At 32.9% G+C, this 12,964-nt stretch carries 17 protein-coding genes and 1 pseudogene; 16 read left to right on the top strand and 2 right to left on the bottom strand.

Annotation, left to right across the window (positions count from 1 at the left end; all coding sequences use genetic code 11):
- A pseudogene (locus ACYSNX_RS08475) lies at positions 1-178 on the bottom strand (IS256 family transposase); the annotation flags it as partial.
- Positions 179-396: 218 nt separating this feature from the next.
- On the opposite strand from ACYSNX_RS08475, the gene ACYSNX_RS08470 reads away from it, so the two are divergent.
- The 13 genes from ACYSNX_RS08470 to ACYSNX_RS08410 all read left to right on the top strand — a co-directional run bounded on the left by ACYSNX_RS08470 (position 397) and on the right by ACYSNX_RS08410 (position 10,719).
- A complete protein-coding gene (locus tag ACYSNX_RS08470) occupies positions 397-960 on the top strand; it encodes a hypothetical protein (RefSeq protein ID WP_461754246.1) in 564 nt (187 codons plus the stop codon).
- Entirely contained in the window at positions 957-1,184 is a 228-nt protein-coding gene (locus ACYSNX_RS08465; protein WP_461754245.1) for a hypothetical protein, read from the top strand. The genes ACYSNX_RS08470 and ACYSNX_RS08465 overlap by 4 nt, the downstream gene beginning before the upstream one ends.
- A 2-nt stretch (positions 1,185-1,186) precedes the next feature.
- The gene (locus ACYSNX_RS08460; RefSeq protein WP_461754244.1) at positions 1,187-1,582 is read left to right on the top strand and encodes a protein-export chaperone SecB; all 396 of its coding nucleotides are present in this window, start codon (positions 1,187-1,189) and stop codon (positions 1,580-1,582) included.
- Between the two features lie 257 nt (positions 1,583-1,839).
- Entirely contained in the window at positions 1,840-2,148 is a 309-nt protein-coding gene (locus ACYSNX_RS08455; RefSeq protein WP_461754243.1) for a LuxR C-terminal-related transcriptional regulator, read from the top strand.
- Positions 2,149-2,213: 65 nt separating this feature from the next.
- Positions 2,214-2,441: a hypothetical protein gene (locus ACYSNX_RS08450; RefSeq protein WP_461754242.1), complete on the top strand. Its 228-nt coding sequence runs from the start codon at positions 2,214-2,216 to the stop codon at positions 2,439-2,441.
- A gap of 887 nt (positions 2,442-3,328) precedes the next feature.
- Positions 3,329-4,138, top strand: coding sequence for a ribose-phosphate pyrophosphokinase (locus ACYSNX_RS08445; protein ID WP_461754241.1), 810 nt, complete (start codon positions 3,329-3,331; stop codon positions 4,136-4,138).
- Positions 4,131-5,648: a nicotinate phosphoribosyltransferase gene (locus ACYSNX_RS08440; protein WP_461754240.1), complete on the top strand. Its 1,518-nt coding sequence runs from the start codon at positions 4,131-4,133 to the stop codon at positions 5,646-5,648. The genes ACYSNX_RS08445 and ACYSNX_RS08440 overlap by 8 nt, the downstream gene beginning before the upstream one ends.
- Positions 5,629-6,411: an NAD(+) synthase gene (gene nadE, locus ACYSNX_RS08435; RefSeq protein WP_461754239.1), complete on the top strand. Its 783-nt coding sequence runs from the start codon at positions 5,629-5,631 to the stop codon at positions 6,409-6,411. Before ACYSNX_RS08440 ends, nadE begins: the two co-directional genes overlap by 20 nt.
- Positions 6,412-6,431: 20 nt before the next feature.
- Positions 6,432-7,346 carry a cysteine hydrolase family protein gene (locus ACYSNX_RS08430; RefSeq protein WP_461754238.1) on the top strand — a complete coding sequence of 305 codons (915 nt, stop codon included), beginning with the start codon at positions 6,432-6,434 and terminating at the stop codon, positions 7,344-7,346.
- Between the two features lies 1 nt (position 7,347).
- Positions 7,348-8,052 (top strand): NUDIX hydrolase, encoded by a 705-nt coding sequence (locus tag ACYSNX_RS08425; protein WP_461754237.1) that lies wholly within the window; start codon positions 7,348-7,350, stop codon positions 8,050-8,052.
- Between the two features lie 838 nt (positions 8,053-8,890).
- The gene (locus tag ACYSNX_RS08420; RefSeq protein WP_461754236.1) at positions 8,891-9,454 is read left to right on the top strand and encodes a hypothetical protein; all 564 of its coding nucleotides are present in this window, start codon (positions 8,891-8,893) and stop codon (positions 9,452-9,454) included.
- A 190-nt stretch (positions 9,455-9,644) separates the two neighbouring features.
- Entirely contained in the window at positions 9,645-10,196 is a 552-nt protein-coding gene (locus ACYSNX_RS08415; protein ID WP_461754235.1) for a hypothetical protein, read from the top strand.
- Positions 10,197-10,482: 286 nt separating this feature from the next.
- The gene (locus tag ACYSNX_RS08410) at positions 10,483-10,719 is read left to right on the top strand and encodes a helix-turn-helix domain-containing protein (RefSeq protein ID WP_461754234.1); all 237 of its coding nucleotides are present in this window, start codon (positions 10,483-10,485) and stop codon (positions 10,717-10,719) included.
- A 158-nt stretch (positions 10,720-10,877) separates the two neighbouring features.
- On the opposite strand, the gene ACYSNX_RS08405 is transcribed toward ACYSNX_RS08410, so the two are convergent.
- Positions 10,878-11,159, bottom strand: coding sequence for a helix-turn-helix domain-containing protein (locus ACYSNX_RS08405; protein WP_461754233.1), 282 nt, complete (start codon positions 11,157-11,159; stop codon positions 10,878-10,880).
- Between the two features lie 346 nt (positions 11,160-11,505).
- Here ACYSNX_RS08405 and ACYSNX_RS08400 point away from each other — a divergent pair, with 346 nt between their 5' ends.
- From ACYSNX_RS08400 to ACYSNX_RS08390, 3 genes are read left to right on the top strand one after another with little or no spacing between them, the layout of a single operon-like run.
- On the top strand, positions 11,506-11,709 hold the full coding sequence (locus tag ACYSNX_RS08400) for a type II toxin-antitoxin system Y4mF family antitoxin (RefSeq protein WP_461754232.1): 204 nt from the start codon (positions 11,506-11,508) through the stop codon (positions 11,707-11,709).
- Complete coding sequence (locus ACYSNX_RS08395; protein WP_461754231.1) at positions 11,709-12,044, top strand: HipA N-terminal domain-containing protein; 336 nt, start codon at positions 11,709-11,711, stop codon at positions 12,042-12,044. Before ACYSNX_RS08400 ends, ACYSNX_RS08395 begins: the two co-directional genes overlap by 1 nt.
- Positions 12,037-12,963 (top strand): HipA domain-containing protein, encoded by a 927-nt coding sequence (locus ACYSNX_RS08390; RefSeq protein ID WP_461754230.1) that lies wholly within the window; start codon positions 12,037-12,039, stop codon positions 12,961-12,963. The genes ACYSNX_RS08395 and ACYSNX_RS08390 overlap by 8 nt, the downstream gene beginning before the upstream one ends.
- The last annotated feature ends 1 nt before the right edge of the window (position 12,964 follow it).

Here is a 12,964-nt window from a genome sequence, read left to right as displayed (position 1 = left end):
TCTCCTCCTCTAAATGGTTCTCTAGTTCACCTTCTAACATAGTTTCTAGAAAGTGTTTTAAAAGGGGCGCAAAGACACCATCTGGACCATTCATTTTCTTACCTTGATAAATATCGGCCATAGCCTGTTCTTTGAAACTTTCGAAATCGAATCCGCTCTTTTTGTTGTTTGTGTTCATAAGACTAATTTACATTTTTATATGATATAATTAATTTTGTGACACAGTTGGCGGTACACCTTCTATTTTAGACATTGTACCTATTGTTTTTTACTAACATTATCTATATAATATTGTAGCGCATATTAGTAATGTATTTCTAATTCTAATTTAACAGGAAGTCTATTGTTTGTGTTATTCAGTTTTTATACTTATATTTATCTCTATATTAATGTTTTATGATTTTTTCAATTGAAGGACATCACGGAACTAGTAATGAATCTGCTAATAAAATTCTTAGTTCTAATTATGTATTATCAAAGGGAGATGATGAATGGTTAGGTGATGGTGTTTATTTCTTTATTAACGGTGTAAGTTCTAAGACAGTCGACTTAGCTGAACAGTGGGCAATTGCTCAGTCTTGGGATAATCAGAAGAAAAAGCTGAAATACAGAGATTTTTGTGTTATCCACTCCATTATTGAGGTAGATGAATCGAATTTTTTAGACTTAACAATGGAGGAAGGGGTGGAAATTCTTCAGTATTTAGTAGATAGATTCAAAGAGAAAATGGATAGTCTTGGGAAAAAGATGAATTTTCTTGATGGTCTTTTATTAAACTTAGCTAGAGAAGAAGGACTTTTACCTTTAGAAGTTGTGAAAGGAAATTTTTATATTAAATTTGTAAAAGAAAGAATAGAGAGGATAAATCTCAGAACGAGTAATTGTACTATCTGTACAGTGTATGACCCTTCAAAGAATATTATTTCTAACTCAGTAATTAAAACAGGTTTTATAAAATGAAATTAAATGATGTAAAAAAAAGTATTGATGATTTTTTTGATAAAATCACTGCAGAAAAATTATATGAAATTTCTGTTTTAAAATATGGATTTTCTGAAATTTCTGTTGATATAGAAAATAAGCATTTTGAAACAGGGAAAGTTTCCTATTATTCGAATGTTTCCAATTCTGTTTTTAATACTGGAAATAGTAAGGAAGATTCTAACTTAACTTTAGCAGCATAAAGATGAAAATTCAACTGAAAAACTGGAAGATTTCTAATTTAAACTTATCCCTTGTAGATGGAAATGTAAAGAGGGAGGAGAATACTTTTGATTTAGAATCTGGGAGCTTTTTCTCAGATGAGAAAAGTAATAATAGTTTTTCCGTGGCGTTCAAGCTTACGATAAAAGACAAATTATTCAACTTGTCAGTTGAAGCACTTTTTAATTTTGAATTATTAGATCAAGAAGTAACAGAAGATTTTAAATTATCTTCATTTCCCAAAGTTAATGCACCAGCGATTGCATTTCCTTATTTGAGAGCATTCGTTTCTAATTTGACACTACAATCTGGATTAGAGCCGGTTATGTTGCCTTCAATAAATTTCTCGCAATTAGCAAATAAAGATCAAATATTATAATATTTTACAGTTAGTATTATTTTTTGTAGGTTAAAACAAAGTATTAAAGAAAGAGGAATACCTTAGGTTAAGGGGGCTAGCTTCATGTCATTTTTGATTTGTCTTTAGCGACAATTGATGATAATGAGTAAAATACTTTTCAACATTGGACGAGACAAGTAATGGTGATTTCGGTTCAAAACGTGCCACTTATAAAAGTTTAATACTAGTATCTTGTTGTTTATAAACGATAAGATATAGCTAATAAACTTGACCCAATGGACTTAAAACAAATTATCACTTTGCATTTAAATGGCTATAGCAATCGAAAAATAGCCAGTACGCTTGATATTTCACGAAATACGGTTAATACTTATATGCAACTTTTTACTGCAAGTGAGTATTCACTAGAGCAGTTATTATCGTTTGATATTGCTCAATTAGCTGAGATGTTTTCTAGCTGTAGTACGATTGATGCACAGCGTTATAAGGAGCTAATGTTGTGCTTCGAAACGATTAATAAAGCTCGTAATCACCCAGATTTACTTTTTTATATCACTATAATCAGTATGCTGAAGGAGCAATAAAACCTTATAGTTATTCTCAGTTTATGGAGCACTATAATCGCAAGTATAAGAAAGAAAAGGGCTCAATGAGGCTCGAGCATCAACCTGGAAAGGAGATGTATATAGATTTTACAGGTAAAAAACTTTCCTATGTGGATAGAGAAACTGGAGAAATCATTGCTGTAGAAGTCTTTGTAGCTATACTTCCCAACAGCCAATACACTTATGTTCAAGCATGTGCAACACAAACAAAGGAGGATTTAATTCAGTGTTGTATAGGTGCTTTACACTTTTATCAAGGAGTACCTAGGTAATTACTCTTTCCCCTCTTTGAGTTTTATCTTTATAAAGCCACCTAAAGATCTCCTACCATACGGAATAGAAATACCAGCTAGTTCTATCCGATAATCAGGTGAATAGTCAAGCCAAACATGTTCCACCTTATCCATAGGTATATCTTTTATATCATTAAGACTAACGGGCTTCCAGTTAGGATGCAAATATTCTAATTTATTTAGATAACCTTCTTCATATAGAATATTTGTGGCTTTACAACACCAAACATATCTGCGTATCCTTTGCTATACGATAAAGTACTTGCTGTTAGTCGTAGAATAAGGAGTTCTAAATCACCTTTATTATGTTTGCCCGCATCTACTAAAATTTGGTGCTCAGAATATTTTGTGTCTTGGGCAATAATTGGGCTGTATACAGTATATAGCAATAAGACAAGTAGTAGGTTTTTTTCATCATCTTTATTTTGATAGTAATGGTAATAGCGTTGTAATGTACATTATTCTTTCTGTATTTTATACTTTACTCTTTTTTTATTTTAAATAAGTTCTGATTTATTGGTGATAAAGGGAGAAATGGAGATTCTTTGTTTTAGCTCTGGTTGTACTTAGTAATATCCAGCGATAGACTCCCTTTTATCCATTTCTCTTTCATTATCTATTTACCTATTATTGTAGGAGGTTTTTTTTTAAGGCTGTTAAACAGTAAGTCTTTTTTATCTGTAACCGTTAGTGTTTTTGTCATTGTCTCTTTATTCGTTTAGTAGGTTAGCTGTTATAAACTATTCGATTATACTTATATTTAATTTATTAAGTAAATTTTACTCAATAAATATTGGAGGATAAAAATAAAGCATTATATTTACTGAGTAATAAATACTCAGTGTTTCATTTTAAACGAAATCATTATGATTATATTAAACAATCAACCTATAATAACCCAGGAGTATCCCAATAAAGAAACCAAAGTAAAAGACTTTGATGCGTTAATTCAGAAGGAGAATTTACTAGAGTTCACTTATACTTGTGACGGGGATCTAATTGAATTACTTTTTGTAAAGAAAAGGCTAGATCAAGATAACGTAAGTTGTAAGTTATGGATTAATTATATGCCATATAGTCGTATGGATCGTAAAATTGAAGGAGATTTATTCACCCTTAAATATATTTGCGAGTTTATAAATAGCTTGAATTTTCAAACCATTTATGTGGTAGAGCCGCACTCTAGTAAAACAATGGAATTATTAAACAATAGCATTGCTATTTACCCTGCGCTTTCTTGGCTTCCAGAAGTGATGCAAAACCTTGGCTTTACAAAAGACGATCGTATTGTGTTCCCAGATAAAGGGGCAGCTATTCGCTATCAAGATGCAGGTTACCAGAACTATTGTGTTTTTGATAAAACGCGTAATCCTCAAACAGGGCGTATAGAAAATATGGTACTTAAAAAAGGAGATATTCCACAGGGAGCAAAATGTATTATCGTAGATGACTTATGTTCTGCGGGTGGAACTTTTTTAAAGGCTGCACAGATCTTAAAACAAATGGGAGCAGGTCCAATATATCTTTTAGTAACGCATTGTGAATCTAGAGTATTTAGCTCAAAACTATTAGAGGCGGATAGTATTTTAGAAAAAGTATTTACAAGTACTTCTATGATAAATACAGAACATCCAAAAATAGAGTATATACACATAAATCCGAAAACCTATGTTTAAACCAGTAAGTAAAAACCCAATTCTTTGGACAGATGGCTATAAATTATGTCACAAAGATCAGTACCCGGATAAAACAAGCTGGGTATACGAAACTTGGACATCAAGAATGTCTCGAATAAAAGATATTAAACACGTTGTTTTTTATGGGCTTCAAGGAGCATTAGCAGAAATTACTCACGCCTTTCACAGCTATTTCTTTAAACAGCCACTTGATAAGGTATTAGAAGAATACCAAGAAGCAATCCATGAAGTTTTTGCAGTGTCTAACCCTGAGTTTGCTAGAACACATTCTAGCCATCACATTGCAGCACTGCATAATTTAGGGTATTTACCTATTAAAATTAAAGCCTTGCCTGAAGGCTCAATGGTGCCGATAGGAGTACCCATGTTTACCATAGAAAATACACATCCTGATTTTTTCTGGTTGCCAGGCTATTTAGAGACCCAACTATCTTCTTACATCTGGTTGCCAATGACCTCAGCTACAATAGCAGATCAGTATAAAAGGCTCTTGACTCAATTCGCAAAACTAACAGGTGATACCACTAAGGTAATCCACCAGTGTGGGGATTTTTCTATGAGAGGTATGGGATCTCCAGAGGCAGCCTACAGAAGTGCAGGGGGACATTTACTTAGTTTTTCTGGTTCGGCAACTTTAAGTGTTAGGGAATATCTAAAAGCATACTATGGGGCTAATAAAGATGTGATGGGTTATACTCCTTCTACAGAGCACAGTGTAATGTGTTCCTATGGGCAGCAGGAAATAGAGGCCTTCAAACACCTTATTACAAAGGTATATCCTAGTGGTAATATTTCTATTGTATCGGATACCTATGATTTATGGCAGGTAGTAGATACTGTTTTACCAGCTTTAAAAGAGCTTATTCTAAACAGGGATGGAAAAGTGATTATACGTCCCGATAGTGGTGATCCAATTTTAATTTTATGTGGAGATGTAAAGGCTGAATCAACTACTGTGCAAAAAGGGATAGTAGAGCGTTTATATGAGATTTTTGGAGGAAGCAAAAATAAAAAAGGTTTTATTGAACTAGATCCTCATATTGGTGTTGTTTACGGGGATTCCATTACGGTGGATCGTGCAAATAGCATTTGTCAAGGTTTAATGCAAAAAGGTTTTGCTACCACTAATGTTATTTTGGGAATCGGTTCCTATACTTATCAATATGTAACACGTGACACCTTTGGCTTTGCTTTAAAGGGAACTGCTGAAATAGTAGATGGTAAATTTAAAGCAATTCAAAAGCGCCCAGCAACAGATACAGGGAATTTTAAAAAATCACAAAAAGGCATGGTAGCAGTTATTTGGCAAGACAATGAGTATAAACTTTTAGATGACTTAAACCCAGAGCTTGTAGATGAGTTAAAAGACCGTGATTTACTGCGCGATTTTTATATAGATGGGCAGTTTATATATACCAATACTTTTGAGCAAATAAGAAGTAGATTATCAACCGAATCAAAAAGAATTTATGAGACAGAATCTAACTAAAAACTTTGTGATAGATCAGCAAAATGTTGCCCTATACGCCAATAAAATAGCAACTTGGATTGCCAATACAGTCAAAGAAAATAACCGTAAAGGAGTTGTTCTTGGTATGAGTGGAGGAATTGATTGTAGTTTAGTGGCTTGTTTGTGTCACTATGCAAACATTGATACACATTTAGTTATGATGCCATATGGACTGGATATGGAACATACAAAAAGCACTGCACATTCGATGGAGTTAATAAACAAGTTCGGTTTTTCCTATGAGACCTATGATATTAAAGCTGCCGTGGATGCTCTTACCATTACATCTAAAGCAACCCTATCATTGGCGTCAGCGTCTAATATCACCCTAAGTAGAGCCAATATTCGACCAAGAGTACGTATGACCTATTTATATGAATTAGCTCAATTGGGAAGTCGCTTTGTTATTGGAACAGGAAATCTCTCCGAGCGCACAGTTGGTTACTTTACAAAGTGGGGGGATGGGGCTTTTGATTTAAACCCACTAGCTATGCTAACTAAAAAAGAAGTATATATCTTATCGGAGTTTTTAAAGGTGCCAGAGGCTATCTTAAACAAAGAGCCATCTGCTGGATTATGGGAAGGACAAACCGATGAACAGGAGCTAGGGATGAGTTATGCTCAAATTGATTCTTTTATCTTAAGTGGAACTTCGGGGGATTTAGAAATAGATAAGTTAATTGAGCAGAGAATTTCACAGTCTAAACACAAATTGGAGCCTCAACTGATTTTCCTATCCTAATAATTTTAAACTACAATTTTATGAAAACAACCTACCAAGACATAGTAAATATAGAAAATATAGCCTCTACAAAAAGCATAGAGGATATCACTCAGATTATTTCTCTAGCACAAAGAGAAGAATTATCCCCTGCCAAGACAGATACTAAGAAGGTATTACTTCTTGCTATTGACATACAAAATGATTTTATGCAAGATATTGGAAGTTTGTCTGTAGATGGGTCTAGAGGTGATGTAGAGCGATTAACCCGTTGGATGTATACCAATATGGCCTCTTTAACCAAGGTGATGTGTAGCTTGGATTGTCATTCCATTATGCAAATATTCCATGCCAATTGGTGGATTAATTCAAAGAAGGAGCATCCTTGTCCTTTTACTATTATTACCCATGAACAAGTTCAAAAGGGAGAGTGGTTACCAGTAAATGGAGAATTGCAAGCTAGTTTAGACTATTTAAAGAACTTAGAGTTAAACGGGCAAAAGCAATTGTGTATCTGGCCTTATCACTGCCTAGAGGGAACACAAGGAGCAAAACTAGAGAGTGAGTTTACCAAGATGTTGTATTTTCATTCTGCTGCTAGGAAAACATCTCCTAAGTTAGTGTATAAAGGTCAAAATCCATTTACGGAGATGTATGGTATCATCAAAGCCGAGTATGATGTAAAGGGAGAGGTCAATCAAGAGGTGTTGGATGAGATAGAATTATATGATCAGATATACATAGCCGGAGAGGCTTCAAGTCATTGTGTTTTAGCCTCTATAGAGCAGATTGTTACTTATTTTGGAAAAGATAGTGAGATAAACAAACGCATTACCATCTTAGAGGATTGTATGTCGCCAATTGTAGGGTTTAAAGAGTCTACTCAAGAGGCTTTTGAGCAACTTAGAAAGCAGTATGGTATTCAAATTAAAAAATCTACTGAAGTAGTTATATAGAATGGATCAAAAAAAACAACAGTTTTGTTATGAGTATGCAAGGCCAGCAGTAAGTGTGGATTGCGTTATTTTTGGTTTTGATCAAAACCAATTAAAAGTACTATTAACTAAGCGTGCTATTGAGCCATATATAGGGAAAATGGCCTTTTGTGGAGGTTTTATCCAAGAAAACGAAACAGCCGAGCAATGTGCACGTAGAAAATTACTAGAAGAGGCAGGTCTTACTGATATATTTTTAGAGCAATTATATACCTTCTCTGATGTAAAGCGAGATCCGCGTTTTAGGGTGATCAGTATAGCATATTATGCTTTAGTAGAGTCTACTCACTATGATCCAGTTGCTGGAGAAGGGATTGAATCTGTACAGTGGTTTACTTTAACTGAGGCGAAAGATTTAGCCTTTGATCACAATGGTATTTTAGAGGTAGCCTTGCAACGATTAAGAGCCAAGATAAGGTATGAGCCTATTGGATTTGAGTTATTACCTGAACACTTTACTCTTCCAGAGCTACACAAATTGTATGAGACTATTTTAGAAAGGCCAATCGATCGTGGAAATTTCAGAAAGAAAATATTGAGCTTAGATGTATTAATTGATCATAGTGCAACCCAAGAGAATCGAAAAGCTAGAGAAGCTAAAATATATAGCTTTGATCCACTAAAGTACCAAGCTTTAAAAGTTAAAGGATGCTATTTTGAGATTTAAGCAAACATTGCGATTTAAACTATCTACTTTTAAATAAATATGCGTGCTATATCTTAATAAAACTTATATATACTTTCACCTTATAGGCTAAAACGGCAATTAGCTACTTCCTTTTAAATCTCTTGGGGACTTTATGGAAGGTGAATTATTGATTGTCTTTTAGCCTTTACTTTTCGGCTTAATAACCTGCAGAATAGTGAGGGCAGTAAAAGAGGCTAGTAGTATAATAGATACAAATATGCTATCGTTTTTTAAGATGTATTTTACAATAATAGAAATAAAAAACAGGATGGATAGTATTCTTTGTATTCTTTTTCTCATAATAAAAAGGTTAGCAAAAGTTAAGGGTGCAAGGTTTTGGCTTTTAAAAATATATGTACTTAGAAAGATAATGGATTTACTACAATAAACAAAGAAGGTTTTAAATAAATCAAGGTTTTCTAAATAACTAAGAGAGCTTCTAAGATCACTTGCTAATGGTTTACTTGTAGTTTAGAGTTTTCAATGCTATCTGTTAGAGTATCTATTATTTCTTTTTCTATACTGAATTTAGAATAATCCCTTTTTTTATTGAAAAAAAAGGAAGATATGGAGCATTTACAAATCAAATACAAATCCATATTGCATAAAAAAAAGTCACAAAATCAAGATACAACTGAGCTGGAGTTGTTTTATAGATATCTACTGGAAGATTAACAAAAAGAAGGAAAAATTAATTCTTGGCTGGGACTAAAAGGTGACAAGAAATCATGCCATCTTTTAATGCTAGAGGTAATGTACATAAAGCACTTGATACTTTGTTATGGTATAATGTTTAAAGCAATTAAAGTTATTCATTATGATAAATATAAAAGAGGTATCTCCAAAGTACCTAGATGGTAAATTAAAGCATATACAAATAGATAAAGTGGATTATTTCACTAGCAATAAACAGTGGTTTGAATCTCTTGGATACAAAGGGAAATTGGTAGTTGGTAAGATAGATAAGTTTAAAATATTACATAGTGGCGTTTTCGATTTAAAGGACGGTGGTATATTTACACAAGAGGATGAACCACTACTTATTGTAGGGGTTTATGGTAAAGACCAAAAGCAATGTGTTATTTTTGATCAGCGTATACATGGGTTTACTTCTTTTGAACAGGATATTGAATATTCTAAATTGCCGAACTTAAAAGAGTATAACTATAACAATTACCACAGTGAATATGAAGTTTTTATCTATGGTAATTCTAGTGTTGATTTTGAATGCGAATTTTCTAAAAACGAAGAAGGCTTAATTCAGATAAAAGATAGTTTTTTTGAATTAGAGTATTTAAAAGCTAATGCTTTTGACTTTATAGGTATCTTGCTTGTTAATAAGAAGCAGGAAATACAACTACTTGAACTGGAATTAGTTTAGTGATTTGGCTATTTAGTTTATTACCTGACAGTATTGGAGTGAATCATTTACAAATACTAAAGAGCAGTATTAAGGAAAAACACATGATACAGTCGAAAATGTTAGAAAAGCAAGAAAAGTATCCGTTCGATATCTTCTCAAGTTTCAAAAAAGAGTAGATAAGTAAAAGTTAAGAAATAATAGTAAAAAAATGAGTGAGCCCCTAGCTACAGTAATGCATGTATTAGAACCAGAACTTTTAAAGGTTGGCTTTGTGAAAAAAGGAAAAGCAAGGTTTGTAAAAAGCAATAAAGAGGATTTTGGTAGAGAAGAGTATATAGTCCTAAATCAGCGTAAACACACTGGGAATAAAAATGCTTTTTATATTTCCTGTATGTGCGGAATTCTCTACAAAGGGGTTAGGAAGATAGATACTCAAATTGTAAAAGATCATATCAATACCTATCCAATTATAGCAGGTAGTATTAGCCAGTTTTCAAAAGAAAACAAATTCTTTAGTATTGAAATTAACCAAGAATCTAGTTTAGAGCAGATAAGTAAAGAAATATTGCAAGAGATTCTGGCTGGAGCATTTAATTTATTTCAAATAGCTCCTACTTTACATAAGCTCTATCAGCAGATACAAGATAGGCATCCTTTTTTTAAGCAATATGATTTTACCGCTATTTATTGTGAAAGGACGATAATTACTCTAGCATCTATCATTTATTGTTTAAATGGAAAGCAAGAGACTCTTGATTAGTTAACTGCTAATTTGAAAGATACAGAATCTAAAGCGAAGATACTTAAGCAGTTTAGCTCATTGGGATGAGTTTTGTGCAATTTGTTTTTATAATTTTTGTATAAGGGCCTTCTTAGATTAAATGAATAGTATTGAAAATAATAGATAGCACAGTAAGAGTGTAAACAATACGTTTTGCGAATATAAAGTCCTTATCGGGTATAAATACAGTAGGTTTTTATGAAACTATACCCGATAGGGTGCTGCTTGAATTGTTTTCTATATTTATATCTGAAATTGTATAGATATGGATACGATACGGCTATTTGTAAAGCAAAAAAGAAATGGATTAGAACTTACGCAACAGGATCTTGTATTAAATGCTGCTATAGGCTTGCGTTTTGTGCGTGATTTAGAGCAAGGTAAAAAGAGACTTCGTTTAAATAAAGTACATGATGTGTTAGCTTTATTTGGAAGAGAAGTTGGCGTAATGGATAAAACTAGAGTAATGGCAAGAAAAACTAATATAGATTTTAAAGTGTAATTGTAAGGGTATCTTTTTGAAACAGATACGGAATGCTAATTTTAGTAGGGTAAGCAGCATACACCAAACCTTTATACAATTAGTCTAACTTTGCTCTTATTTTGAGCATACTTATCAAAGCAATGCATTTTTTATTTTTGTGGATGGTTTAATATGAGTTATAATAATTCTAAATCTTGTAATTTACGCCCAAGGGTATCATCAGCCGCTAACTTTAAGAAATCTTCTTGCAATCCTAAAACACGCAATACATTAAAGTATGCTCCCATTGCTACACTTAGCTCTCCCTTTTCAATTAAATTTAACGTAGAACGAGAAATATCTGCTCGTTGGGCTATTTGTACAGATGTTAATTTACGCCTTTTACGAGCTAGTTTAATTTGCTCCCCCACTTGAGCTAATACACCTTTGTATTGAGGTAAAATAATTTGCTTTCTCATATATTGACCGTTATTTCATACAAAAGTGCGTAAAAAGATTGAATTAACGTACATTTTGTTTTTAGAACACAGATAAAGATTTGTTGTAATTTTATTTAGTTTTTTTATATTTCCACTGGGTGGAGTTTGAATTTACTTTTGATTTAAGTTTCTTTTGGAATTGGGGAGCTTACTCTTTTTTATTAGTGGTAATTTTAAGCTTTGCTTAGATCAAAGTTTCATTTTTCTGTGACGCAAGCTAGTTAAAAAGTTTATGTAGAATAAAAAAATAGGTTTATATAAAAATATACCCGAAAGGGTGTTATTCGTATTATTTTCGTATATTTATACCTGAAATGGTATAGATATGGATGCAATACGACTATTTGTAAAGCAAAAACGAAGAGAATTAAAACTTACGCAACAGGATCTTGCATTAAATGCTGGCGTAGGCTTGCGTTTTGTGCGTGATTTAGAGCAAGGTAAAAAAACGCTGCGTTTAGATAAAGTAAATGATGTATTAGCTTTATTTGGAAAAGAGGTTGGCGTAATAGATAAAACTAGAGAATAATGGCAAGAAAAGCTAAAATATATTTTCAAGATCAATTAGCAGGGTATCTCACCGAAACAGATAATGGTTACTTATTTTACTATAGTAAGGAGTATTTACATACACCTAACCCTAGTTCGATTAGTCTTACGTTACCTTTATCTGAGCATACCTATCATAGCAAAGTATTATTCCCTTTTTTCGATGGATTGATACCGGAGGGATGGCTATTGGATATTGGGGAGAAGTATTGGAAGCTTAATGCAAGGGATCGTTTTGAATTATTAATCAACTTATGCAGAGACACTATAGGAGCTGTAAGCGTTTATCCGATGGAGGCGGAAGAGTATGAGTAATTGTTTATTTTGTTATCAGACACTCGATACGGGAACGTATCATGCTAAATGTTCTAAGAAGTTCTTCGGTACAACCCAAGTTCCTATACTAGAACTCGATAAAGAAAAGCTAGAAAATTTAGCGCAAATAACTGTAAATGAAAGATTAGCACTCACTGGAGTTCAACCCAAGATATCTTTAAGTTTACATAGTGAAAATGCTAATAAGCGACTAACTATAGTTGGACTATGGGGGGATTATATATTAAAACCTCAATCTGTTGATTTTGATTTAATGCCAGAGGTAGAAGATCTAACCATGCACTTAGCTAAATTATTTAAAATCGAAACAGCCCAACATGCTTTAATCGAAACATCTAATGGAGAACTAGCTTATTTAACCAAACGTTTTGATCGAGTGAATGGAAAAAAAATTCACATAGAGGATCTATGCCAGTTGTCAGAATTATTAACGGAACAAAAATACAAAAGCTCTTATGAGCGCGTAGGAAAGATAATTAAGAAATACACTACCAATTCAGGCTTAGATGCAATTAGATACTTTAGACTTGTCTTATTTAGCTTTTTAACAGGTAATAATGATATGCATTTAAAGAACTTTTCTCTGATGCATACTAAACAGGGGATTTTATTGTCTCCTGCGTATGATTTACTAAATGTGAATTTAATTTTTCCTCAAGACAAAGAAGAGGTAGCTCTAACTTTAGATGGACGCAAGAGCAAGATTAAACAAAAAAACTTCAATCAATTGGCACTTAGTTTAGGTATTACACAGATTGTACGCAATAATATCTATAGGGATTTTTCTAAACAAATGGATAAGGTAAATGCCTTAATAAATCGCAGCTTTTTGCCAAAGCAATACAAAGAGGCCTATATCAGAATCTTTCAAGATAAGATGAAGCAGATTGAATTATAGA

The organism is Myroides sp. LJL115 (genome assembly GCF_054871665.1).
Note: the sequence above shows the minus strand (reverse complement) of the source record. Positions and strands in the feature narration are given on the sequence as shown.

Coding starts and splice junctions, on each gene's coding strand:
- ACYSNX_RS08470 (WP_461754246.1), top strand. CDS start 397: ATGATTTTTTCAATTGAAGGACATCACGGAACTAGTAATGAATCTGCT.
- ACYSNX_RS08465 (WP_461754245.1), top strand. CDS start 957: ATGAAATTAAATGATGTAAAAAAAAGTATTGATGATTTTTTTGATAAA.
- ACYSNX_RS08460 (WP_461754244.1), top strand. CDS start 1,187: ATGAAAATTCAACTGAAAAACTGGAAGATTTCTAATTTAAACTTATCC.
- ACYSNX_RS08455 (WP_461754243.1), top strand. CDS start 1,840: ATGGACTTAAAACAAATTATCACTTTGCATTTAAATGGCTATAGCAAT.
- ACYSNX_RS08450 (WP_461754242.1), top strand. CDS start 2,214: ATGAGGCTCGAGCATCAACCTGGAAAGGAGATGTATATAGATTTTACA.
- ACYSNX_RS08445 (WP_461754241.1), top strand. CDS start 3,329: ATGATTATATTAAACAATCAACCTATAATAACCCAGGAGTATCCCAAT.
- ACYSNX_RS08440 (WP_461754240.1), top strand. CDS start 4,131: ATGTTTAAACCAGTAAGTAAAAACCCAATTCTTTGGACAGATGGCTAT.
- nadE (WP_461754239.1), top strand. CDS start 5,629: ATGAGACAGAATCTAACTAAAAACTTTGTGATAGATCAGCAAAATGTT.
- ACYSNX_RS08430 (WP_461754238.1), top strand. CDS start 6,432: ATGAAAACAACCTACCAAGACATAGTAAATATAGAAAATATAGCCTCT.
- ACYSNX_RS08425 (WP_461754237.1), top strand. CDS start 7,348: ATGGATCAAAAAAAACAACAGTTTTGTTATGAGTATGCAAGGCCAGCA.
- ACYSNX_RS08420 (WP_461754236.1), top strand. CDS start 8,891: ATGATAAATATAAAAGAGGTATCTCCAAAGTACCTAGATGGTAAATTA.
- ACYSNX_RS08415 (WP_461754235.1), top strand. CDS start 9,645: ATGAGTGAGCCCCTAGCTACAGTAATGCATGTATTAGAACCAGAACTT.
- ACYSNX_RS08410 (WP_461754234.1), top strand. CDS start 10,483: ATGGATACGATACGGCTATTTGTAAAGCAAAAAAGAAATGGATTAGAA.
- ACYSNX_RS08405 (WP_461754233.1), bottom strand. CDS start 11,159: ATGAGAAAGCAAATTATTTTACCTCAATACAAAGGTGTATTAGCTCAA.
- ACYSNX_RS08400 (WP_461754232.1), top strand. CDS start 11,506: ATGGATGCAATACGACTATTTGTAAAGCAAAAACGAAGAGAATTAAAA.
- ACYSNX_RS08395 (WP_461754231.1), top strand. CDS start 11,709: ATGGCAAGAAAAGCTAAAATATATTTTCAAGATCAATTAGCAGGGTAT.
- ACYSNX_RS08390 (WP_461754230.1), top strand. CDS start 12,037: ATGAGTAATTGTTTATTTTGTTATCAGACACTCGATACGGGAACGTAT.